Source organism: Paraburkholderia sp., from assembly GCF_035501035.1.
Classification (GTDB): Bacteria; Pseudomonadota; Gammaproteobacteria; order Burkholderiales; family Burkholderiaceae; genus Paraburkholderia.
In genome coordinates, this window is the sequence record NZ_DATJWR010000264.1 from 42,433 (window position 1) to 63,188 (window position 20,756).

The window sequence follows — 20,756 nt, forward strand, 5'->3', positions numbered from 1 at the left end:
GGAAGCCAACATGTCCCCGCTTTCGCAAGATCCGCACGTCCGCCATTACATGCATTGCCTGCCGTTCGGCGCGCAGTTGATTGGTGCATCGCAAGCGCAGCCGCATACGCGCTTTCGCTTTTGGGCGCCTTCGTGCCAGGCGGTGCAGATCGTGTTCGAGAACGCCCAAGGCGCTAGCGCGCCGCTCGACATGACGCCCGGCGGCAACGGCTGGTTCGAAGCCCAGGCGCCATGCGGGCCTGGCACGCTCTACCGCTACTGCATCGACGGAAAGCAACGCGTACCCGACCCCGCATCGCGCTTCCAGCCGCAAGGCGTGCACGGGCCGAGCGAGGTGCTCGACCCGCGTGCCTATGCCTGGCAGCACCCGCATTGGCAAGGGCGGCCGTGGGAAGAGACGGTGCTCTACGAACTGCACGTGGGCGCGCTGGGCGGATACCAGGGCGTGATGAAGCGCCTGCCCGCGCTTGCGGAACTGGGCGTGACGGCCGTCGAACTCATGCCGCTCAACGACTATCCGGGCGAGCGCGGCTGGGGCTACGACGTCGTGCTGCCCTACGCGCCGCACGCGGCCTACGGCAGTCCTGACGAACTCAAGGCACTCGTCGACGCCGCGCACGGCCTGGGGCTGCAGATGTTCATCGACGTCGTGTACAACCACTTCGGCCCCGACGGCAACTGGCTCGGCCTCTACGCCAAGCCCTTCTTCCGCGAAGGCGTGAAGACGCCATGGGGCGACGCGCTCGACTTCGACCGCTTCGAAGTGCGCGACTTCTTCTGCGACAACGCACTCTACTGGCTCACCGAATATCGCTTCGACGGGCTGCGCATCGACGCCGCGCATGCGATCGGCAACACCAACTGGCTGCGCGAGCTGGCCGATCACGTTGAGGCGCGCGTGGAGCCGGGCCGGCACGTGCACCTCGTGCTGGAAAACGAGCATAACGAAGCGAACCTGCTCGAGTCGCACTTCAGCGCGCAATGGAACGACGATGCCCACCACGCGCTGCACGTGATGCTGACTGGCGAATCGGAAGGCTACTATCGCGCCTTCACCGACTCGCCCATCACCAAGCTCGCGCGCGTGCTCGGCGAGGGCTTCGCATATCAGGGCGAGCCGTCGCCCGTGCACGCAGGCAAGCCGCGCGGCGAACCGAGCGCGCACCTGCCGCCAACCGCATTCGTGATGTTTCTGCAGAATCACGACCAGATCGGCAACCGTGCGTTCGGCGACCGGCTGCGCGCGCTCGCCGACGACGACGCCCTGCGCGCGGCCACGGCGCTGCTCCTGCTCTCGCCGCAAATTCCGCTGCTCTTCATGGAAGAGGAATACGGATCGACACAGCCGTTCCAGTTCTTCACCGCCTTCACCGGCCCGCTCGCCGACGCGGTGCGCGAAGGGCGACGCCTCGAGTTCCAGGCGTTCAGCGCGTTCGACGACGAAGCGAGCCGCGCGCGCATACCCGATCCGAACGATCTGCAAACTTTCGTGAATTCGTCGCCGCCCGCCGATGCGCCGCTCGACGGCGAACGGCTCGAATGGATGCATTTCTACAAATCGGCGCTTTGCGTGCGCGCGCATTTGCTGATGCCGCGCCTGCGCCACGCGCGCGCGCTCGGCGCGAGAGTCCTCGCCGACGACACCGCCAACGGACTCGCCGCGCTCGTCGCACGCTGGCGACTCGACGACGGGGCCATTCTCTCGATCGCGCTGAACCTGGGCCGCGACGGCGTGCTGCTCGATCCGCTGCCCGAGGGCATGGTGATCTTCGAAACCCCTGCGCGTGCGCGCGATCGCGCCGACAACGGCGTGTTGCCCGAGAGCGCGTGCATCGCCTGGCTCACCGGCGACGTGCCCAGATATTCGAGCGAACACGATGCACGCGTCGTGCAACGCGAGGAGCCTGCCGCATGAGCACGGCGCGCCGCAGCGAAACGCTCGCGGGCCTTGCCGCACGCGCGGGCTTCGAGGTCGAATGGATCGACGCGTACGGCGCCGTGCAGCGCGTGCCGGACAGCACGCTTGCCGCGCTGCTCGAATGCGCGGGCCTGCCCTGCGCGAACGCCGCGCAAATCCGGCAGAGCGCATCCACGCTCAACGCGGAGCAGTCGACACGCCGCCTGCCGCCGCTCATCACCGCAGAGCACGATAGTGCGATCGAGCTGCCGCATTCGGCGGTGCGTGCGGGCAGCCACTATCGCGTCGACCTCGAGAGCGGCGCGCATATCGAAGGCCGCTTCACGACGCCGCGCGGCGAGGCCGCCTTGCTCGCGCCGCTCTCCGAGCCCGGCTATCACACGCTCACGATCAACGATCACCGGCTGACGATCGCGGTCGCGCCGCCGCGCTGCCATACCGTTGACGATGCGTGGCGCGCGCGCCATGGCGGAGGCAGCCCCGTGCCGCCACTGTGGGGACTGGCCGCGCAATTATATGGACTCCGACGCAATGGCGACGGCGGCATCGGCGACTACACCGCGCTCGCGACACTCGCCACGGAAAGCGCGCGGCGCGGCGCACAGGCGCTCGCCGTGAGCCCGACGCATGCGATGTTCAGCGCCGAGCCGGGCCACTTCAGTCCTTACGCACCCTCATCGCGCCTCTGGCTCAACGTCGCGCACATCGATCCCGCGGCGGTATTCGGCGCGCAGGCTGCGCACGACGCAAGCGTGGCCGCGAATGCCGGCGATGCGTGGCGCGAGTTCGAAGCCTCGCCGCTCGTCGACTGGCAGCGCGCGTTGCCGCTCAAGCTCAAGGTGCTGCGCGCGCTGTTCGAGCGCTTCGACACCGAGGACCGCGTGAGCGGATCGCCACACGCCGCCGCCTTCCATGCGTTTCGCGCGCAAGGCGGCGAGGCGCTCGAAGACCATGCGCGCTTCGAGGCGCTCCAGGAGGCGATGCTGCGTGCACCCGGCGGCCCGCGCCACTGGCGCGACTGGCCCGAGCCGCTGCGCGACCCGCGCAGCGGCGACGTGGCAACGTTCGCGCACGAGCATCGCCGCGAAGTCGACTTCCACTGCTTCCTCCAATGGCTCGCGGCGCAGGGGCTTTCGAACGCGCAGCGCAACGCGCGCGAGGCCGGCATGGCGATCGGCCTCGTCGCCGATCTCGCCGTGGGCTGCGACGGCGCCGGCTCGCACGCCTGGTCGCTGCCGCAGGACATGCTGCAGCGTGTGTCGGTCGGCGCGCCGCCCGACATCTTCAATCAGGCCGGTCAAAGCTGGGGGCTCACCACGTTCTCGCCGCGCGCGATGCACAACAACGGCTTTCGCGCGTTCATCGACATGCTGCGCGCCGCATTCGTCCACGCGGGCGGCGTGCGCATCGACCACATCCTCGGGCTGCGGCGCCTGTGGCTCGTGCCCGAAGGCGAAAGCGCCCGCCACGGCGCGTATCTGCGCTATCCGTTCGACGACCTCGTGCGGCTCATTGCGCTCGAATCGTGGCGCCATCGCGCGATCGTGATCGGCGAAGACCTCGGCACCGTGCCGCCGGGCCTGCGCGAGCGGCTCGCCTCGCATGGCCTCTACGGCATTCGCGTGCTGTGGTTCGAGCGCGAGGGCGAGGGCTTTCTCGCGCCTTCACGCTGGGACCCGCACGGCGTGGCGACCACGACCACGCACGACCTGCCGACTATCGCGGGCTGGTGGCGCGGGGCGGACATCGACTGGCGCAATCGCATCGGCCAGACACTGCCGCGCGCCGACGGCCGCGACCCCGTCGCGCTCGAGCACGCGCACCGCGCGAACGATCGCATCGCGCTCTGGCAGGCGCTGCAGGAAAGCGGTTTCGCGCCGCGTGACAGCGCCCCGCCACCGCTCGACGATCCACCGGTCAATGGCGCGCTCGGCTATGTCGCGGCAACCACGAGCCCACTCGTCACCTGCCCGCTGGAAGACCTGCTCGCGCTGCCCGACCAGCCGAACCTGCCCGGCTCGATCGACGAGCATCCGAACTGGCGTCGCCGCCTGCCAATAACCGTCGATGCGCTATTCGCCGACGCGGCTTTCGCCGCGCGCGTCGAGACGATCGTGCGCGCGCGCGCGGCCGCCGCGCCCGCGCAGGTCGATCCGGGCGCCGGCACCGGCGCCAACCCATCCGCCAGCGGCGCGCCACGCGCGCCCGAAACGAAGCCGACGCCATGACATACCCTCGCGCGACGCTGCGCCTGCAACTCCATCACGGCTTCACGTTCGAAGATGCGCTCGCGCAGCTCGACTACTTCGCCGCGCTCGGCGTGAGCCATCTCTACCTGTCGCCGATCACCACGGCGCAGCCCGGCTCGATGCACGGCTACGACACCGTCGACTACGGCACGGTGAGCGCGGAGCTGGGCGGCGAAGGCGCGCTGCGCCGCCTTGCCGCAAAAGCGCATGAACGCGGCATCGGCCTAATCGCCGACTTCGTGCCGAATCACATGGGTGTGGGCGGCGCGCACAACGCCTGGTGGCTCGACATTCTCGAATGGGGGCGCCACAGCGCCTACGCGCGCCACTTCGACGTGGACTGGCACTCGCCCGACCCCGCGCTGCGCGGCAAGGTGCTGATGCCCTTCCTCGGCGCACAGTACGGCGAGGAGCTCGCAGCGGGTCGCATCGCCCTGAAGTTCGACCCCGTCGCCGCGCGCTTTTACGTGCAGTACGGGCCGCACGTGTGCCCGATCTGCCCGACCGAGTACGCCGCGCTGCTGCAGTCCGCGAATCGCGCCGATCTCAACACGCTTGCCGGACCGTTCCAGGGCCTCACGACGCAGCCCGACGACCAGGCACGCGCCGCCGCCGGGCGCGATGCCCTGCGCGCGTTCGTCGAACGCGCCGGCACCGAGCCGATGGATTTCGTTCTGGAATCCTATGCAAGCAGCGATCCGGCGGCCTGCGACCGGCTGCATCGGCTGCTGGAGCGCCAGCACTTCCGGCTGGCCTGGTGGCGCACCGCCACCGACGAGGTGAACTGGCGGCGCTTCTTCGACGTGACGGCGCTCGCCGGCGTGCGCGTGGAGCGCCACGATGTGTTCGAGGCGGTGCACAAGCTCGTGTTTCGCCTCTATGCCGACGGCGTGATCGACGGTCTTCGCATCGACCACATCGATGGTCTCGCGGACCCGCGCGAGTACTGCGAACGCTTGCGGCAGCGGCTTGTCTCGCTGCGGGCGATGCAACCCTTCGTCGTGGTCGAAAAGATCCTCGGGCACGGCGAAACGCTGCGCGATGACTGGCCAGTGCAAGGCACGTCGGGCTACGACTTCATGAACGACGTGGGCGCCCTGCTGCACGATCCGGCAGGCGCGCAGCCGCTGGCCGAAACGTGGGCCGCCATTGCTGGCGACGACCGACCGTTTGCGAGCTACGCGCTCGAAGCGCGCCGCGAGATGCTGGCCGCCTATCTCGCCGCCGAGCTCGATCACGTGGCGCGCGCGTTGCATCGCATCGCGCGCGAGCAAATGGGCACGCGCGACACCACCTATGCGGCCGTGCATCGCGTCGTGGCGCATCTCGCCATGTATTTTCCCGTCTATCGAATCTATCCGGCGAGCGGCCTGCGTAGCGCCCTCGACAATCGCTTCTTCAATGTCGCGCTCGAAGCCGCGCGACGCGTGTTGCCACGCGCGAGCCTCCCGGCGCTCACGCTCGTCGACGCCTGGCTCGGCGGCCGTGCGCCCGAGGCGGCAACGACCAACGTCAACCCGGGCACCAACGCCAATAGCAGCGGCGCCGGCAAGCCGGCGCGTGCCGCGCAGGCAAGCGCAAGCACGGGCAACAACGCGGCGAATGCGCCGCTCAGTCACGCGCTCATTGCGCAACGCACGGCACTGGCGCTGTTCTCGCAGCTCACCGCGCCGCTCGCGGCGAAGGCCACCGAGGACACGGCGCTCTATCGCTACGGCCGCCTGCTTTCGCGCAACGAAGTGGGCGCGGACCCTGACGATTTCGCACGCACGCCGCAGGACTTTCACGCAGCGAACCGGCTGCGCCAGCAGCATCCTTTCGGTTTCCTCACTACGTCCACGCACGACCACAAGCGAGGCGAGGATGTGCGCGCGCGGCTCGCGGTGCTAAGCGAGATGGCGGGCGAATGGGGCACGACGCTGCGCGCCTGGTCGACGCTGAATCAGGCCCACCGCCGCAACGGCGGTACGGTAGGCGCCGCCTGGTCGCCGGGGCCCGCCGCCGAGGCGATGCTCTATCAAACGCTGGTGGGCTGCTGGCCACCCGAGCTGGAGCCGGGCGACGATGCGGGCGTACGCGCGCTCGCCGAGCGCGTCGCCGGGTGGCAATTGAAGGCGCTGCGCGAAGCGAAGCTGCGCACGAACTGGCTCGCGCCCGACGAAACCTATGAATCGGAGTGCCAGGCATTTCTCCTTGATATCCTCGCGCCTCAGCAGCGCGACGGCTTCCTGCAGTCGCTCGCCGCATTCGTCGCACGCGTGGCTCCCGCCGGTGCGCTCAATACACTGCTGCAAACGGTCTTGCGGCTCACGTCGCCGGGCGTCTCCGATCTCTATCAGGGCGCCGAACTATGGGATTTCAGCCTCGTCGATCCCGACAACCGGCGGCCTGTCGATTACGCGGCCCGCGCGGCCGCGCTCGACGACGAGGCGCCCGCGGCGAAGCTGAAGAGCTGGCGCAACGGGCATGTGAAGCTCGCCACCGTGCGGCGCCTGCTCGCGCTGCGCGCGCAGGCGCCGGAACTGCTGCGTGAAGGCGAGTATCTGCCGCTCACCGTGCGCGGCGCACGGGCCGGACATGTGATCGCATTCGCGCGTCAGCACGGCAAGGCGTGGGCTGTCGTCATCGGCACCCGGCTCGCGGCCGGTCTGCTCGACGGCGACGCGCCGCTCGTCGCGCCCGGGCGCTGGGAAGATACGACGGTCGAATTGCCCAGGGGATGCCCGCAAGCGCCGCTGCACGACTGGCTCAGCGACGCGACGCACAGCGTGCGCGAGGGCAACGCGTTCGCGCTGAGCGACGTTTTGCAGGCGTTACCGGTGGCCGTGCTGTCCACGCTCGCGCGCAGTTGATGCAGCGCCCGCTCAGCCGCCTTCGTCCTCGAGATCCTTCGGATACACGCGCACGAGCACGATGCGTGGCCCCTTCATCCTCTTCACGACGATATCGAAGTGATCGAACGAAACGCGCTGGCCCTCGGTTGGCAGATCGTTGAGCGCGTGGATCACGAGGCCGCCCACCGACTCCGCGCTCCCTTCGTCGATGTCGATGCCTAGCGCCTGCTCCAGCGAGACCACGGGCAGGCTGCCGCGGCCCATCAGCGTGCCGTCGTCCATGCGGGTCCAATCGGTGTCGGCCTGGTGAAACTCGTCATGGATCTGGCCCACGAGCGCGCCGAGCAGATTGTCGAGCGTGAGGAACCCGCTTGGGCGCTCGCCCTTATGCCCCACCAGAGCGAAATGCGGCGCGCCCTTGCGAAAGCGCCGGAACAGCGCGAGTGCGGGCGTGTCGGGCCGCACATACTGCGCGGGCCGCACGAACTTGCCGAGATCATCGAGCGCATTGCCCGCCTCACGCGCGAGCAGCAGATCCTTCAGGTGAATGAGGCCCGCCACGCGCTCGCCCGAACCGTCCTCGAACAGCGGATAGCGGCTGAAACGGTGGCGCGCCACGATCTGCATGTTCTCGCGCAGCGACAGGTCGCGCCGCAACCCCACCATCTCGTGCGTGGGCCGCATCAGGTCCGAGACGATGAGGCGCGAGAAGTCGAGCGAATGCGCGAGCGCGTTCCATTCGTCGGCGTTGTAGGTGTTCGAGCCCGGCGCGGGGCGCTGCGTGGGTGCGCCGCTTGTGCTGCTTACGCCGTTTGCGCTGTGCTGCGCGAGCCCTGCCCGGCGCGCCTCGGCCTCGGCCTCAGCCTCCGCTTCTGCCTCGGCGGCAGCCCGGCGGCGGCGCAGGATCAGCTTGAGTTCATCGGTCGAATAGTGCGTGTCGGTGCCGTGCTCCGACGCAAGCCCCGCAACACGCAGCATCGCGTTCGCGCTCGAGTTGAGCACCCAGATTGCCGGATACATCGCCCAGTAAAAGCCATAGAGCGGCGCGGCCGTCCATAACGCAATCTTCTCGGACTGGCGGATGGCGAGCGACTTCGGCGCCAGTTCGCCCGCGACGATGTGCAGGAACGAGATCAGCGTGAACGCGAACACGAGCGAAATGCCGTGCATGAGTTGCGGCGACTGCACGCCGAGCACTTCGAAGAGCGGCGTGAGCAACTGCGCGAAAGCCGGCTCGCCAATCCAGCCGAGCCCGAGCGAGGCGAGCGTGATGCCGAGCTGGCAGGCCGAGAGATAGGCGTCGAGCTGGCCATGGACCTTGGCAAGCAGCCGGCCGCGCAGGCCATGCTGGTCCGCGAGGCTCTGCACGCGCGTCGCGCGCAGCTTGACGAGCCCGAACTCGGCCGCGACGAAGAAACCGTTGAGCACAACGAGCAAAAGCGCGCCGATGAGCGCGAGAAGCTGGATCAAGACAGGAGGCTCCGATAGGCGGAGCGCTCAGTATAAGGCACGAAAGTCTAATGAAAGGATGGAGATGGCGGCAACGCCGTCGCCGCGCGCTGTCCGCATCCGCATCCGCACACGCTTACGCCTGCGCTTGCGCGCCGCTCAGCGGCACACCCAGCACGAGCGCCACGTCCTCGCCCTCGCCAAGGAGAGCCGGCGCCGCGAAGCGCCCGCCATGCGCCTCGGCCACGCGCTGACACAGTGCCAGCACCCAGGCGTGGCGGCCCGCCTCCTGCGGCGCGCTCGCCTGCGTGCGCGCGAACGGCTCCAGCACGTGCGCGAGGGTGTCGTCGGTGAGCGCCTGCGGCGTTGCGCGCCATTTCACCGCGAATTTCGCGGCCGTCGTCGTCGCGCCTGCTTCGAGCGTCACGCTCGCGCCGTGCGCGCTCGTCTCCGCCGCGAACACCAGCATCAGCCACAGCGCCTGTGCGATGCGCTCGCGCTCGCCGTCGAGCATCGCCGCGCCGGTCGTGTCCTGCACCGCGAACGTCACGCCACGCGCGTCGCCCAGCGCCGCGCGCGCATCGCCCACGGCCTCGCCGATCAGCGCGCCAAGCGCGAACGGCGCGCGCTCGATATGCAGCTTGCGCGTCTCGGCGCGCGTCGTATCGACGAGCGTTTCGAGCAGACGAACCTGCTGCTCGACGCCCGTGCGAATGCCGCCCAGCGCGCGCAGCGCAGCCGCGTCGGCGCCGTCGACCTTGCGTTCGAGCACGTAGGCCCAGCTATGGATTGCATTGAGCGGGCTGCGCAGGTCGTGCGAGACGCGCGAAAGCACGAGGTCGCGCATGAAAAGCGCGGTTTCGGCGCACAGGCGCGCGGTACGTTCGGTGCGGGTTTGCGGAGTCGGCTCCATCGGATTCCTCGTTTTTCGCCTCGAACCGGGCGAAGCGGTCCCACATTATAGGCAGGGGGTAGCGCGCATCCCGCGTGCCTGAAAGGAAACCTGCGCGGATAGCTGCGCGCCGGTCCCCGCAAAGCGCCTACAATAACGGGTTGATTCCAACCGACTCAGGAGTTTTTTCATGTCTATCGTGACCACTGCATCCGGCCTCAAGTACGAGGACCTGACCGAAGGCGCCGGCGCCGAAGCGAAGGCTGGCCAGACCGTCAGCGTGCACTACACCGGCTGGCTGACGGACGGCCAGAAGTTCGATTCGAGCAAGGACCGCAACGACCCGTTCGCCTTCGTGCTGGGCGGCGGCATGGTCATCAAGGGCTGGGACGAAGGCGTGCAGGGCATGAAGGTGGGCGGCGTGCGCCGTCTCACGATTCCGCCGCAACTGGGCTACGGCGTGCGCGGCGCGGGCGGCGTGATTCCGCCGAACGCGACGCTCGTGTTCGAAGTCGAACTGCTCGACGTTTGAGGCCCGGGCGCGCTCGCCTCACTTGCCTCGTGTTTGCCTCGTTTGACTAGCAACCGGCCGTCATGAATCCGCACCATCACGCTCCCGTCACTGCGCCCGGCGTCGAGCTGCGACGCTACGGCGCGATCGAGGAAACCGATCTGCACGACTTTCATCAGATCGTGCTCGGTCTCGACGGCGAGATGGAGATGACGGTTGACGGCCAGGGCGAGCGCATCGACTGCTGTTCCGCGTGGCTCATTCCGGCGGGCGCGCGGCACGACTATTCGGGCATTGGCGATAACCGCCAGCTCGTGCTCGATCTGCCTGCCGCAACGCTTGCGGTGCCCGAGCGGCTCTTCGATGTCGCGCGCGCCGTGCGCGTCGACCCTGCGCTCACGCAGCTCGTGCGCCAGATCGCGCAGCGCGCCTCCGTGGTCGCGCCGCCCCACGACAGCGCCGACCTGCGCGCGCGACGCTTTCACTGGGACGCCTCGGCGCGTCTGTGCGCGGCGATGATCGCCCAAACCGGCATTGTCGCCAGCGCCGCGTTTGGCGCGGCCGCGGGTCTCGATTTCGCACGCATCGACCGGTGGTTGCGCGCGCATCTCGCGCAGCCGCTGCGCATTGCCGATCTGGCCGCGCATTGCGGCTTCGGCGTGCGGCGCTTTCATCAGCTCTTTATCGAAGCGTTCGGCGAGACGCCGCATCGCTATCTCCAGCGGCTACGGCTCGACACCGCCATCACGCTGCTGACCGATCCGCGCCGCTCCCTCAGCGACGTCGCGCTCGAAGTGGGCTTCGGCGATCAGAGCGCGTTCACGCACGCGTTCACACGCCGGTTCGGGATCGCGCCGGGGCAGTGGCGCGCGTTGCCGCCGCACTGATCGCGCGACGCGCCAGTAGTACGCGTTGCGCGTGCTAGCCCCTTACTCGTCACTCATTCCCCGCTCAGTCCTCGAAGCGGTACTCCCACTGCGCCTGCGCGCCAACCGCAACGCGCGCCCCCGCCCCCGTCACGACCATCGCGTTCTGACCGAACGTGAGGCCGCCGTCCACGCGCGGATCGGCACGAAATGCCGCGAGCGTGTCGAGCGGCTCGGCGGGCCACTGCGCATTGTGCTCGCCCGTCTGCTGGTCGATCGTCGTGATCGGGCAGCGCGCGCAGGGCTTCGCAAAGCGCAGCACGATCTCCTCGCCGCCCGATGCGGATTCGATAGTGAGCGTATCGATGAAGTCCTCGTCGAAGGCCTCGCCGCCGTCCACCACGATGTTCGGGCGAAAGCGGCTCATCGGCACAGGCGGCACGCCCTTCGCCGCGAGACGCGCATTGAGTTCCGCGAGCGACGCCTCGCTCGTCACGAGAAGGGGGAAGCCGTCGGCGAATTGCGTCGGCACGTCCTCGTCGTTCGTCCACTTCCTGCTCGCGAGACGCGTGACGTCCTGCGCAAACCGCACGAGGCGCACCGGCACGCCGAGCGCCTGCGTGAACCACTGCGCCGCATGATCGCCCTCGTCGAGCGCCTCGAAGGTATCCTTCCAGACCGTCACTGTGGTCCGTATGCGCGTGTCGCCGCTGTGCGGCTCGAACGGCAGATGAAGCGCCTCGCTCATGCCGTCCATCGTGAGGCGCACGCCACCTTCGACGAACGCGGGCACGATGCGCGCCATCGCCGCATATTCGCGCTGCGAAACGAAGCGGCCGGTCTCGTCCACCAGCATCCAGTGGCGATCCCACTGGAGTCCCTTCACGTCGAGCTGCGAGCGATCGAGTGCGATCGCGCCACATGATTTCACGGGATAAACGAACAACGCACGAACGACGGGCATAGCAAACTCACGAGCAAGTTAAAAGCAATGGGCCGCGCGTCGAGCGGTCTCGAAGACACTGCCCGGCGCCGCGGCCCGCGAGATCATACGGGCGTGGCTGGCGCGGCCTATTGCCCCGCGTCAAGCCCGCGCGCGAGGTCGTTGCGCACGTCCAGCGCGTTTTCGAGGCCCACCGCAAGGCGAATCAGCCCTTCGGTGATGCCCGCCGCCGCGCGCGCTTCGGGCGTGATGCGGCCATGCGTGGTGGTGGCCGGGTGCGTGATGGTCGTGCGCGTATCGCCGAGATTGCCGGTGATCGAGCACACCTTGGTGTTGTCGATCACACGCCAGGCGTTTGCGCGCTGTGCCTCGGGCGTGTCGCCCTTCACTTCGAACGAGACGATCGCGCCGCCCAACTTCTGCTGACGCATGGCGAGCGCATGCTGCGGATGCGATTCGAGGCCCGGATAGTAGACACACTTGATTGCCGGATGCGTTTCGAGCCAGCGCGCGATCTGAAGCGCGTTATCCGACTGCTTTTCCACACGCAGCGACAGCGTTTCCATGCCCTTGAGCAATACCCACGCGTTGAACGCGGAAAGCGTCGGGCCCGCGCTGCGCACGAACGGGAACACCTTCTCCATGATGAACTGCTTCGAACCCACGAGCGCGCCACCCAGCACGCGGCCCTGGCCGTCGAGGAACTTGGTGGCCGAATGCATCACCACGTCCGCGCCGAACTTGAGCGGCTGCTGCAGCGCGGGGCTGCAGAAGCAGTTGTCGACCACGAAGAGCGCGCCGGCCGCTTTGGCGATCTTGCCCACGGCTTCGATGTCCGAAACTTCGGTGAGCGGGTTCGACGGCGTTTCGAGGAAGAACATCTTCGTCTCGGGGCGCACCGCGTTCTTCCACGCGTCGAGATCGGTCGGATCGACGAAGGTGGTCGTGATGCCGAACTTGCTGAAGATCTGCGAGAACATGCCGAGCGTCGAGCCGAAAATGCTCTGCGAGCTCACGATGTGGTCGCCCGCCTGCAGCGCCGCCATCACCACCGACATGATCGCGGCCATGCCCGAGGCCGTGGCCATGCAGGCCTCGCCGCCTTCGAGCGCGGCGAGCCGGTCCTGGAACATGGTGACGGTCGGGTTCGTGAAACGCGCGTACGTATAACCGGCTTCCGAGTTCTTGAAGCGCTCGGCCGCTTCGGCGGCACTGCCGAAACAGAAGCTCGACGTGAGGTAGAGCGCTTCCGAATGCTCGTTGAACTCGCTGCGCAGCGTGCCCGAGCGAACGGCCAGCGTGTCGAAGTTGAGGGTGTCGTCCATGTTCGTGTTTTCCGTATTCAGAACCGTCATGCTTCATGCCTTCACGCGCGGCAAGCGCGGCGCACAGGCGCAAAAAAGCCCGCTTTTGCGTCGGCAGAAAGCGGGCTTTCGAGGAATTCGGGGGCGCTGCAGCGATTGAGCGGCCGGCACGGATGCACCGTTCGCTTTAGCTGTTTTGGGTTGCCCCGCGTCCGCAAGCTGAGATCAAATCGACGCAAGCGGCTATGTTAACACGGGAAACGCACTCGCGTTTCCCGCCGCGCAGGTTGCGTCGCACATCTTGCGCCCTTCTTCACTCCACCGAGAGTTGCAGGTGCAGCTGCGAGCGAGCGCCGCCGTCCATCGCGTCGCTCGCGGCGTCGCGGTCCGACTGCGCCTGAGGAGCGAGGCGCGCCGTCTCGACGTTGTCGAGGTAAGCGCTCGTGATGTCGCCCGTGATGTAAGCGCCGTCGAAGCACGATGCCTCGAACTCCTCGAGCTCGGGATTGATGTCGCGCACGGCCTGCTTGAGCGCGTCCACATCCTGATACACGAGATAATCCGCGCCGATGATGCGCGCGACTTCCTCGTCGGTGCGGCCGTGCGCCACGAGTTCGCCGCGCGTCGGCATGTCGATGCCATAGACGTTCGGGTACTTCACCGGCGGCGCCGCCGAAGCGAAGATCACCTTGGTCGCGCCGGCGTCGCGCGCCATCTGCACGATTTCCTGCGAGGTGGTGCCGCGCACGATCGAGTCGTCGATGATCAGCACGTTCTTGCCCTTGAACTCAATGCCCATGGCATTGAGCTTCTGGCGCACCGACTTCTTGCGCATGGCCTGGCCCGGCATGATGAAGGTGCGGCCCACGTAGCGGTTCTTGAAGAAGCCTTCGCGATATTCCACGCCGAGCTTGTTTGCGACCTGCATCGCAGCGGGGCGCGACGAGTCGGGAATCGGCATCACGACGTCGATCTTCACGTCGGGCAGCTCACGCTTGATCTTCTCGGCGAGATAGTCGCCCATTCGCAGGCGCGCGTTGTACACCGGCACACCGTCGAGCACCGAGTCCGGACGCGCGAGATAGACGAGTTCGAAGATGCAGGGGTTGAGCTTGGGCGCCTCGGCGCACTGCTGCGCGTGGAGGTTGCCTTCGAAGTCGATAAATACCGCCTCACCCGGCTTCACATCGCGCACGAACTCGAAGCCGATGCCTTCGAGCGCCACCGATTCCGAGGCCACCATCCATTCGGTGCCTTCGGGCGTCTCGATCTTGCCGATGCACAGCGGGCGGATACCGAACGGATCGCGGAACGCGAGCAGGCCGTAACCGGCGATCAGCGAAACGATCGCGTACGACCCGCGCACGCGGCGGTGCACGCCCGAGACAGCCTTGAAGAGCGCCGCCGGGTCGAGCTCGAGGCCCGTGCTCGCGAGCTGCACTTCATGCGCGAGCACGTTGAGCAGCACTTCCGTGTCGGAGTTGGTGTTGACGTGGCGGCGGTCCACACGGAACATCTCTTCCTTCAACTGTTGCCAGTTCGTGAGATTGCCGTTGTGAGCGAGGATGATGCCGAACGGCGCGTTCACGTAGAACGGCTGGGCTTCTTCTTCGCTCGACGCCGAGCCGGCCGTCGGGTAACGCACCTGGCCGATGCCGGTGGTGCCAGGCAGGCTGCGCATGTTGCGCGTGCGGAACACGTCGCGCACCATGCCGTTGGCCTTGTGCATGTGGAACGTGCTGCCGTTCGCGGTGGCAATGCCGGCCGCGTCCTGACCACGGTGCTGCAGCAGCAGCAGCGCGTCATAGATGAGCTGGTTGACGGGAGAGCGGGAAACTACGCCTACGATGCCGCACATGGCAGGTCCTTCAAAAAAGCGAAATCGGTAGCGGCGGCCGGTCGGGGTTCATGAGCCCCGGCCGAGCGCCGCGAATGGGCAGCGTTGCCGGGAATCCCCGCCTCTCGTCGCGCCCGATCAGTTTCTGATCAGACGTGAACGTAGGCCGCGAGCGCCTCGGGCAACAGCGGTTTTAGTTCGAGCACGCCCTGCACGGCATACGGCCGCAGCAGCGCCTTGCGCCAGAAGTCCTGCTGGGGCAGCTCGGTCAGCCCGCCAAGGACGACGAGGATCAGCACCAGCACGACGCCTCGCACGAGGCCGAACATCAACCCGAGCGAACGGTCCACGCCGGACAATCCGCTCACCTGCACCAGACGGCCGATCAGTGCGTTGCACACGCCGGCCACGAGCACCACGGCAATGACGATCAGCGCGAAGGCGATCAGCCACTGGGTGAGCGCCCCGCCCGGCCAGTTCGCCGGAATGAAGGGCACTACGTGGTCCACGTAGCGGCAGGCCACGAGCAACGCCGCGATCCAGCCGATCAAACCAAAAATCTCGCCGATGAAGCCCCGCCACGCGCCACGCAGCGCCGACAGGCCCATCACCGCCATTACAGCGTAGTCGAATGCGGTGAACATCGGCGGGTTAATCCGCGCTGCCGTTCGAGCCCGCCATCAGACCCGCGCCGCGTACCCTCGCGATCGCCGCCGTGGCCGATGCGCGGTCCGGGAACGGTCCCGCGCGCAGCAGCGTGCGCGTCGTGCCGTCGGTGTCCTTGCGCGTTTCGGTATATGCGGGTACGCCCGCCGCTTTCAACTTCGTCACCCAGTTGCGCGCCGTCGCATCGTTCGAAAACGCGCCGAGCTGCACCGCGTAACGCGCCCCCGGCGGCGCGGCCGGCGCGCCGGAGTCGGTGTTGTCAGCGGTGTTGCCACTGTCGGCGGCTGCAGCCGTACCCTCCTGCGACTTGCCGCGCGAAGCGACAGCCGTGCCAGCCGTCGCCGCCTGCTGCGCGGCCGACTTGCCGGCGGGCGCCGGGGTCTGGGCGGTTTGCGTCGGTTGGGTCGATTGCGTCGATTGGGTTGATTGCGTCGGTTTGGTCTGAGCGGCCGCGGCCTGGGCAGGCTTGTTGGCGGCCGTTGCCGGAGTGTTGCCGGTGCTCTGGGTGTTCTGCGCCGCTGCGGCGGCCGCGAGGCCCGATGCGCCGGGCGTAGCTTGCGCCGCGGCCGGATTGTCGGGCGCGACGCCCGCCTGGGTGTCTTCGGTGTCGTGGCGCGCGGCGATCTTGTCGGCCGGGCGGCTCGGAATGTCGATGGCGATGTCGTCGGTAACTGGCTTCGGGTGCGAATCGAGCACCATCGGCAGGATCACGATGGCCGCCAGCACCAGCGCGATCGCGCCGACCAGACGACGACGCGCGCGTTGCTTTTCAGGGAGCGTGGGGTCGAGCAGCATTGCCTCGGCGTCGCCCGAGCGGTCCGACCGGCGGCTGCGCCGCTCCACACGCGCGTTCTGATTGCTCCGCCGGCTGGAGCCGGCTTCAACGCCGCGCTGGCGTGGCGCGTCGTCCTTCTTGCCGAACGAGAAAATTCCCATGTGTGGCTTGCTATTGGCCTACCTGGCCTGTCTTGCGTGGGCGGCGTGCGGGTGCCGGGCGGTCAGTGCTGTTGCGACTTTCGCCAGGCCATGACCCCGGCGACCGTCAGGAAACTTCCGAAGACCAGGATTCTATCATTTTCGGTAGCGCGTTTTAGCGCATCTTGAAATGCGGCAGCCGGGCTTTCGTAACGTGTGACGCTGCTGTCGGGCCCATCCGTCACGCCCGCTTCGCGCAGGACGTCCTCGAGCTGTTGCGCCGACGCCGCGCGCGGCCCCGGCAGGCCGGTCACGCACCAGTGGTCGACCTCGCCCTTCAGGTGCCCGATCACGCCCGCAATGTCCTTGTCGCGCATCGCACCGAACACGGCGTAGGTGTACGGAAAATAGCCCATGCTGCCGAGGTTTTGCGCGAGCACCGCGGCCGCATGCGGGTTGTGGCCGACGTCGAGAATGACAGCGGGCTTGCCCGGCAGGACCTGGAAGCGCCCCGGCAACTCGACGTTGGCGAGGCCGAGGCGGATGTCCTGCGCTGACACCGGCAGGCGGTCGCGCAGCGCCTCGAGGGCGGCGAGCGCCGCCGAGGTGTTGATGAGCTGGTTCGCGCCGCGCAGCGCCGGGTACGCGAGCGCCGAGCGCCGCAGCGAACGGCCCACGTAGCTCCATTGCTGGCGCTCGCTGCCGGCCTGCCCCTCGTAGCGGAAATCGCGGCCGAAGAGCCACAGATCGGCGCCGATCGCCTCGGCATGGTCGATCAGCGTGTGCGGAGCCATTGGGTCGGCGCAGATCGCGGGCTTGCCCGCGCGGAAAATGCCGGCCTTTTCGAAGGCGATCTTCTCGCGCGTATCGCCGAGGTATTCCGTGTGATCGAGATCGATGCTCGTGACGATCGCGCAGTCGGTGTCGAGCACGTTGACGGCGTCGAGACGCCCGCCAAGGCCCACTTCGAAGATGACCGCATCGAGCCCGCGCGAAGCGAACAACTGCATGATCGCGAGCGTCGTGAACTCGAAATACGTGAGCGAAACGGGCGTGGCGAACGAATTGCGCGCCGCTTCGACGGCTTCGAAGTGCGGCAGCAGGTCGGCATCGCTCACCTGCTCGCCGTCGATGCGCGCGCGCTCGTTGAACGAGAGCAGATGCGGCGAGGTATGGCAACCCACGCGATAACCAGCCTTGAGCAGGATCGTTTCGAGGATCGCGCAGGTCGAGCCCTTCCCGTTCGTGCCGCCGACCGTGAAGATCGGGCACTCGAACTTGAGGTCCAGCGCTTCCTTCACCTGACGGATGCGGTCGAGCCCCATGTCGATGCCGACCGGATGCGCAGTTTCGAGATGCGTGAGCCACGCGTCGAGGGTGGGAAAGGTACTCATCGGGATAAATCGCCAGGTGCTGCGCGTGAGACACCTGCCGCCGGCAGAGCGTTCACGCGAATGATCCGCTTCAAAAGAACGGCATTATCGCGGAAATGACAACGCGCCGCTTGCTTTCGCTCGCGGCGCGTTGGGTTAAGCCTCGCGGATGCGGCCGTGGGCGGCCGCAAATCGCCGCCGTTACGCTCAAGCCACTGCGTCGGCGGGCTGGCGCTGCAGCAGCGCCAGCATCTGGGCGATTTCGTCGCGCAGCTTGCGGCGGTCGACGATCATGTCGATCGCGCCCTTCTGCAGCAGGAACTCGGCGCGCTGGAAGCCTTCCGGCAGCTTTTCGCGCACGGTCTGCTCGATCACGCGCGGGCCGGCGAAGCCGATCAGCGCCTTCGGCTCGGCGATCACCACGTCGCCGAGGAACGCGAAGCTCGCCGAAACGCCGCCCATCGTCGGGTCGGTCAGCACGGAAATGAACGGCAGCTTCGCTTCGGCCAGCTTGGTCAGCATGGCCGTGGTCTTGGCCATTTGCATGAGCGAGAGCAGGCTTTCCTGCATGCGCGCGCCGCCCGAGGCCGTGAAGCAGATGAACGGCACCTGCTGCTCGAGCGCGTTCTGCGCGCCGCGCGCAAAGCGCTCGCCGACCACCGAGCCCATCGAGCCGCCCATGAACGAGAACTCGAAGCAGGCCACCACCACCGGCAGCGTGCGGATCGCGCCGCCCATCACCACCATGGCGTCGGTTTCGCCGGTTTCGTCGATGGCCTCTTTCAGGCGGTCCGGGTATTTGCGGCTGTCCTTGAACTTGAGCGCGTCGACCGGGATGATCTCCTGGCCGATCTCATAGCGGCCTTCCGGATCGAGCAGGCCGTCGAGGCGCTCGCGCGCGCCGATGCGCATGTGATGATCGCACTTCGGGCACACGTGGAGGTTCGCCTCGACGTCGTTGCGGTACAGAACCGCTTCGCACGACGGGCACTTGATCCACAGCCCTTCCGGAATGCTCTTGCGGCTTTTCGGGTCGGTTTGCTTGATCTTGGGCGGGAGCAGTTTGTCGAGCCAGCTCATGGTTGTTCCTTCTTTGACCTTCGTGATGCGCGGGCGCGGCGGATCGGCCAGCCGATCCGGTGAAAGCGACCGGGTTCCGACCCCGACCGCGCATGGCGAAAAGTGGATTTTACAGCAGTCTCGAACCTAGCCGGCCGCGACTTCGTCCAGCGCCGCCCGAATGCCCGTGATGAACTGCGTGAGCGCTTCCGCGGCGGTCTCCGGCGCCGTCTGCTCGAGCAATTGCACGATACGGCTGCCGATCACCACGGCATCGGCGACCTGCGCGACGGCCGCGGCCGTTTGCGCGTCGCGGATGCCGAAGCCCACGCCCACGGGCAGCGAGACATGCGCCTTGATCGCCGGGATTTTACCCGCGATGCTTGCCACGTCCAGATTCGCCGCGCCCGTCACGCCCTTGAGCGAGACGTAATAGACATAGCCGCTCGCAACGCGCGCCACTTCGGCGATGCGCTCTTCGGTAGAAGTCGGTGCGAGCAGGAAGATCGGATCGATGCCGGCGGCCTTCATCTTCGCCGCAAATTCAGCCGACTCCTCGGGCGGGTAGTCGACCACCAGCACGCCGTCCACACCCGCGGCTTGCGCGGATTGCGCGAACGCATCGGCGCCCATGCGCTCGATGGGGTTCGCGTAGCCCATCAGCACGACGGGGGTCTTGTTGTCGGTTTCGCGAAAGCGCTTCACGTCGGCGAGCACGCTCTTGAGCGTCACACCTTTCTCGAGCGCGCGCTCGGACGATTGCTGGATCACGGGGCCGTCGGCCATCGGGTCCGAGAACGGCACGCCGAGTTCGATGACATCCGCGCCGCCGGCGGCCAGCGCGTGCATGAATTCGACGGTGCGCGCGGGATCGGGGTCGCCTGCCGTCATGAACGGGATCAGGCCTTTCTTGCGTTGGGCGGCGAGCGCCTCGAACGTGGTCTTGATACGGGACATTTCAGGGTCCTCAAATTTCAGGCGTTGCTGCGCGGTGTCCGGCGGCGGCGCATCAGGCGCCGGCCGCAACGGACGTGACGGCGCTCGCTAGCGCAGCGGCGGCAGTTGCCTCGGCCGCCGCGCTCACGCGTTCGCGCGCGATCGCGCAGTAACTTTCGTTGATTTCATAGCCGACGAATTCGCGCCGCTGACGCGCGCAGGCGACTGCCGTGGTGCCGCTGCCCATGAACGGGTCCAGCACGCGGCCGCCCGGCGGGCAGCTCGCGAGCACCATGCGCTCGACGATCTCAAGAGGCTTCTGGGTGGGGTGATCCACGCGCTCGGCGTGCTGACGGTGCAGCCGCGAGACGGACCAGACGTCCTTGGGGTTGTAGCCGAGCTCCAGCCACTTGCTGCCTTCGAACAACTTGCGCGAACGCGCCTTCTTCGTGGCGGCATCGTACGGGATGCGGACGGGATCGAGATCGAAGTAGTAATCCTTCGAGACCGCGAAGAAACCGATGTTGTCGTGCACCGAGGTAAAACGGCGCGTCGTGCCGCCCATGCTGGGCACGCGACGATCCCAGACGATCTCGTTGATCATCGTGAGTTTCGACTTGAGATAGACGAAGATCTCGGGCGCGTACTGCCACGTGCAGAACACGTAGAACGAGCCCGTGGGCTTGAGCTTCGGAATCGCCAGGTCGAGCCATTCGCGCGTCCAGCCGAGGAAGTCCTCGCCCGAGCGCATGTCGGAGTCGTTGCCGTAGTCCTTGCCGAGCCCATAAGGCGGGTCGGCGACGATGAGGTCGATCGAGGCATCGGGAAGGTTCGCCGCATCGGTCAGAAAATCGCGGTTGAAGAGCCGGATGCCATCCGGCACCGTGGGCAGCGCGGCAGCCGGCGGCTGGGCGCCTTGCGGCGCTTCAGCAACATCGGCTCCGTCGCCCACGGGCGCGGTTGCGGGCATCGGCGGCTCGTCGAACTCGTCACGCATCGCGCGG

The 20,756-nt window shown here is 67.5% G+C and carries 16 protein-coding genes; 5 read left to right on the plus strand and 11 right to left on the minus strand.

Annotated elements, in window-relative coordinates:
• Window positions 1-10: 10 nt before the first annotated feature.
• Genes treZ through treY form a run of 3 tightly spaced genes read left to right on the plus strand, consistent with a single transcriptional unit; the run spans window position 11 to window position 7,019 of the window.
• Window positions 11-1,915, plus strand: a complete 1,905-nt coding sequence (gene treZ / locus VMJ11_RS19430; protein WP_325621013.1) for a malto-oligosyltrehalose trehalohydrolase — start codon at window positions 11-13, stop codon at window positions 1,913-1,915.
• Complete coding sequence (gene malQ, locus VMJ11_RS19435) at window positions 1,912-4,146, plus strand: 4-alpha-glucanotransferase (RefSeq protein WP_325621014.1); 2,235 nt, start codon at window positions 1,912-1,914, stop codon at window positions 4,144-4,146. The genes treZ and malQ overlap by 4 nt, the downstream gene beginning before the upstream one ends.
• Complete coding sequence (gene treY, locus VMJ11_RS19440) at window positions 4,143-7,019, plus strand: malto-oligosyltrehalose synthase (protein WP_325621015.1); 2,877 nt, start codon at window positions 4,143-4,145, stop codon at window positions 7,017-7,019. Before malQ ends, treY begins: the two co-directional genes overlap by 4 nt.
• Before the next feature lie 12 nt (window positions 7,020-7,031).
• Here treY and VMJ11_RS19445 read toward each other — a convergent pair whose 3' ends face one another.
• Both VMJ11_RS19445 and VMJ11_RS19450 read right to left on the minus strand, forming a co-directional pair.
• Window positions 7,032-8,471, minus strand: a complete 1,440-nt coding sequence (locus VMJ11_RS19445; RefSeq protein WP_325621016.1) for a hemolysin family protein — start codon at window positions 8,469-8,471, stop codon at window positions 7,032-7,034.
• A 115-nt stretch (window positions 8,472-8,586) separates the two neighbouring features.
• Window positions 8,587-9,363 (minus strand): HAMP domain-containing sensor histidine kinase, encoded by a 777-nt coding sequence (locus tag VMJ11_RS19450; RefSeq protein WP_325621017.1) that lies wholly within the window; start codon window positions 9,361-9,363, stop codon window positions 8,587-8,589.
• 169 nt (window positions 9,364-9,532) lie between these two features.
• On the opposite strand from VMJ11_RS19450, the gene VMJ11_RS19455 reads away from it, so the two are divergent.
• Both VMJ11_RS19455 and VMJ11_RS19460 read left to right on the plus strand, forming a co-directional pair.
• Window positions 9,533-9,874 carry an FKBP-type peptidyl-prolyl cis-trans isomerase gene (locus VMJ11_RS19455; RefSeq protein WP_325621018.1) on the plus strand — a complete coding sequence of 114 codons (342 nt, stop codon included), beginning with the start codon at window positions 9,533-9,535 and terminating at the stop codon, window positions 9,872-9,874.
• Window positions 9,875-9,936: 62 nt separating this feature from the next.
• The gene (locus VMJ11_RS19460) at window positions 9,937-10,740 is read left to right on the plus strand and encodes an AraC family transcriptional regulator (RefSeq protein WP_325621019.1); all 804 of its coding nucleotides are present in this window, start codon (window positions 9,937-9,939) and stop codon (window positions 10,738-10,740) included.
• Window positions 10,741-10,804: 64 nt separating this feature from the next.
• On the opposite strand, the gene VMJ11_RS19465 is transcribed toward VMJ11_RS19460, so the two are convergent.
• From VMJ11_RS19465 to VMJ11_RS19505, 9 genes are all read right to left on the minus strand, one after another.
• The gene (locus VMJ11_RS19465; RefSeq protein ID WP_325621020.1) at window positions 10,805-11,683 is read right to left on the minus strand and encodes an MOSC domain-containing protein; all 879 of its coding nucleotides are present in this window, start codon (window positions 11,681-11,683) and stop codon (window positions 10,805-10,807) included.
• A gap of 107 nt (window positions 11,684-11,790) precedes the next feature.
• The gene (locus tag VMJ11_RS19470; protein ID WP_325621021.1) at window positions 11,791-12,987 is read right to left on the minus strand and encodes an O-succinylhomoserine sulfhydrylase; all 1,197 of its coding nucleotides are present in this window, start codon (window positions 12,985-12,987) and stop codon (window positions 11,791-11,793) included.
• A 292-nt stretch (window positions 12,988-13,279) separates the two neighbouring features.
• Complete coding sequence (gene purF / locus VMJ11_RS19475) at window positions 13,280-14,824, minus strand: amidophosphoribosyltransferase (protein WP_325621022.1); 1,545 nt, start codon at window positions 14,822-14,824, stop codon at window positions 13,280-13,282.
• Window positions 14,825-14,952: 128 nt separating this feature from the next.
• On the minus strand, window positions 14,953-15,447 hold the full coding sequence (locus VMJ11_RS19480) for a CvpA family protein (RefSeq protein WP_325621023.1): 495 nt from the start codon (window positions 15,445-15,447) through the stop codon (window positions 14,953-14,955).
• 7 nt (window positions 15,448-15,454) lie between these two features.
• Window positions 15,455-16,405, minus strand: a complete 951-nt coding sequence (locus VMJ11_RS19485; protein WP_325621024.1) for an SPOR domain-containing protein — start codon at window positions 16,403-16,405, stop codon at window positions 15,455-15,457.
• Window positions 16,406-16,467: 62 nt separating this feature from the next.
• On the minus strand, window positions 16,468-17,778 hold the full coding sequence (gene folC, locus VMJ11_RS19490; RefSeq protein ID WP_325621025.1) for a bifunctional tetrahydrofolate synthase/dihydrofolate synthase: 1,311 nt from the start codon (window positions 17,776-17,778) through the stop codon (window positions 16,468-16,470).
• Window positions 17,779-17,964: 186 nt separating this feature from the next.
• Window positions 17,965-18,837 (minus strand): acetyl-CoA carboxylase, carboxyltransferase subunit beta, encoded by an 873-nt coding sequence (accD, locus tag VMJ11_RS19495; protein WP_325621026.1) that lies wholly within the window; start codon window positions 18,835-18,837, stop codon window positions 17,965-17,967.
• A 126-nt stretch (window positions 18,838-18,963) separates the two neighbouring features.
• Entirely contained in the window at window positions 18,964-19,773 is an 810-nt protein-coding gene (gene trpA / locus VMJ11_RS19500) for a tryptophan synthase subunit alpha (RefSeq protein ID WP_325621027.1), read from the minus strand.
• 52 nt (window positions 19,774-19,825) lie between these two features.
• On the minus strand, window positions 19,826-20,749 hold the full coding sequence (locus tag VMJ11_RS19505; protein WP_325621028.1) for a site-specific DNA-methyltransferase: 924 nt from the start codon (window positions 20,747-20,749) through the stop codon (window positions 19,826-19,828).
• Between the last annotated feature and the right edge of the window lie 7 nt (window positions 20,750-20,756).

Excerpts from the sequence above, each read along its gene's own strand:
- treZ (WP_325621013.1), top strand. The coding sequence starts at position 11 with ATGTCCCCGCTTTCGCAAGATCCGCACGTCCGCCATTACATGCATTGC.
- malQ (WP_325621014.1), top strand. The coding sequence starts at position 1,912 with ATGAGCACGGCGCGCCGCAGCGAAACGCTCGCGGGCCTTGCCGCACGC.
- treY (WP_325621015.1), top strand. The coding sequence starts at position 4,143 with ATGACATACCCTCGCGCGACGCTGCGCCTGCAACTCCATCACGGCTTC.
- VMJ11_RS19450 (WP_325621017.1), bottom strand. The coding sequence starts at position 9,363 with ATGGAGCCGACTCCGCAAACCCGCACCGAACGTACCGCGCGCCTGTGC.
- VMJ11_RS19455 (WP_325621018.1), top strand. The coding sequence starts at position 9,533 with ATGTCTATCGTGACCACTGCATCCGGCCTCAAGTACGAGGACCTGACC.
- VMJ11_RS19460 (WP_325621019.1), top strand. The coding sequence starts at position 9,937 with ATGAATCCGCACCATCACGCTCCCGTCACTGCGCCCGGCGTCGAGCTG.
- VMJ11_RS19465 (WP_325621020.1), bottom strand. The coding sequence starts at position 11,683 with ATGCCCGTCGTTCGTGCGTTGTTCGTTTATCCCGTGAAATCATGTGGC.
- VMJ11_RS19470 (WP_325621021.1), bottom strand. The coding sequence starts at position 12,987 with ATGGACGACACCCTCAACTTCGACACGCTGGCCGTTCGCTCGGGCACG.
- purF (WP_325621022.1), bottom strand. The coding sequence starts at position 14,824 with ATGTGCGGCATCGTAGGCGTAGTTTCCCGCTCTCCCGTCAACCAGCTC.
- VMJ11_RS19480 (WP_325621023.1), bottom strand. The coding sequence starts at position 15,447 with ATGTTCACCGCATTCGACTACGCTGTAATGGCGGTGATGGGCCTGTCG.
- VMJ11_RS19485 (WP_325621024.1), bottom strand. The coding sequence starts at position 16,405 with ATGGGAATTTTCTCGTTCGGCAAGAAGGACGACGCGCCACGCCAGCGC.
- folC (WP_325621025.1), bottom strand. The coding sequence starts at position 17,778 with ATGAGTACCTTTCCCACCCTCGACGCGTGGCTCACGCATCTCGAAACT.
- accD (WP_325621026.1), bottom strand. The coding sequence starts at position 18,837 with ATGAGCTGGCTCGACAAACTGCTCCCGCCCAAGATCAAGCAAACCGAC.
- trpA (WP_325621027.1), bottom strand. The coding sequence starts at position 19,773 with ATGTCCCGTATCAAGACCACGTTCGAGGCGCTCGCCGCCCAACGCAAG.
- VMJ11_RS19505 (WP_325621028.1), bottom strand. The coding sequence starts at position 20,749 with ATGCGTGACGAGTTCGACGAGCCGCCGATGCCCGCAACCGCGCCCGTG.